Origin of the sequence: Psychrobacter sp. APC 3281, from assembly GCF_030407815.1 — a bacterium.
Taxonomy (GTDB): domain Bacteria; phylum Pseudomonadota; class Gammaproteobacteria; order Pseudomonadales; family Moraxellaceae; genus Psychrobacter.
This window is the reverse complement of sequence record NZ_JASDCS010000024.1, coordinates 1-844: the sequence shown is the minus strand read 5'-3', so window position 1 is coordinate 844 and position 844 is coordinate 1. Positions and strand designations below refer to the sequence as shown.

Genomic DNA, 844 nt, shown 5'->3' with positions numbered 1-844 from the left:
ACATCATATTGCGAATGTGCTCAAACAGATCGATACCAACAACAGAGGACGCAATAGTACACGTATCAGACAATGGCGACATCTTATCGCCAAAGAACGCCCCTGATACTACCGCCCCCGCTGCTATCGCCACATTGGCATCAAAGGCATTACTCATCCCGATAAAGGCGACCCCCAGTGTGGCAGCCGTGGTCAAACTACTACCTAAAGCGATACCAATAATGGAGGTCAAGATAAAGGCGGAGATATAGTAATACTCAGGTGAGATGAGCTGAAAACCAAAGTACATGAGTGTAGGAATGGCGCCAGACATCATGAGCGCCGCAACCATCAGACCAATAAAGAAGAACAAATAGATGGCACCAATACCACGCATGACCCCTGAGGCCATTTGTGCTTGCATGTCATCAAAGCTCAGACCTTTGGTCATACCAATAGCGAGCAGGACACAGATGGCCAATATAAGAGACAAATGCGGCACCCAGCCAAAGCCAATCATGGTAACACCCATGATACCGATGACGATGGCTGAGATAATAAAGGCGAGCTTGGCACTGATTAATGTGAGGGGTTTTGGTGGCATTGGATGCCCTTATGTTGCTATAGGTTTAGTTTGCTCAGGTATTCGGGGGTGCGCATCTATTTTTCAATATTGATAATCTCTATCCTACTTATAGTTAGCTTTAGTTTTTGCTTTCTATGTTTTCGCTATTAGCTGACTTAGGACAGATTTTACACATAAAAAAAAGCCTCACTGTGAAGTGAGGCTTTTTGCGCTTTTTCAAGCCATATTTGGAGCGGGAAAAGAGATTCGAACTCTCGACCCCAACCTTGGCAAGGTTAT

1 pseudogene is annotated in these 844 nt (G+C 45.1%); it reads right to left on the bottom strand.

Annotated elements, in window-relative coordinates:
* A pseudogene (locus tag QL886_RS12980) lies at positions 1–583 on the bottom strand (Na+/H+ antiporter NhaC); the annotation flags it as partial.
* Positions 584–844: the final 261 nt, after the last annotated feature.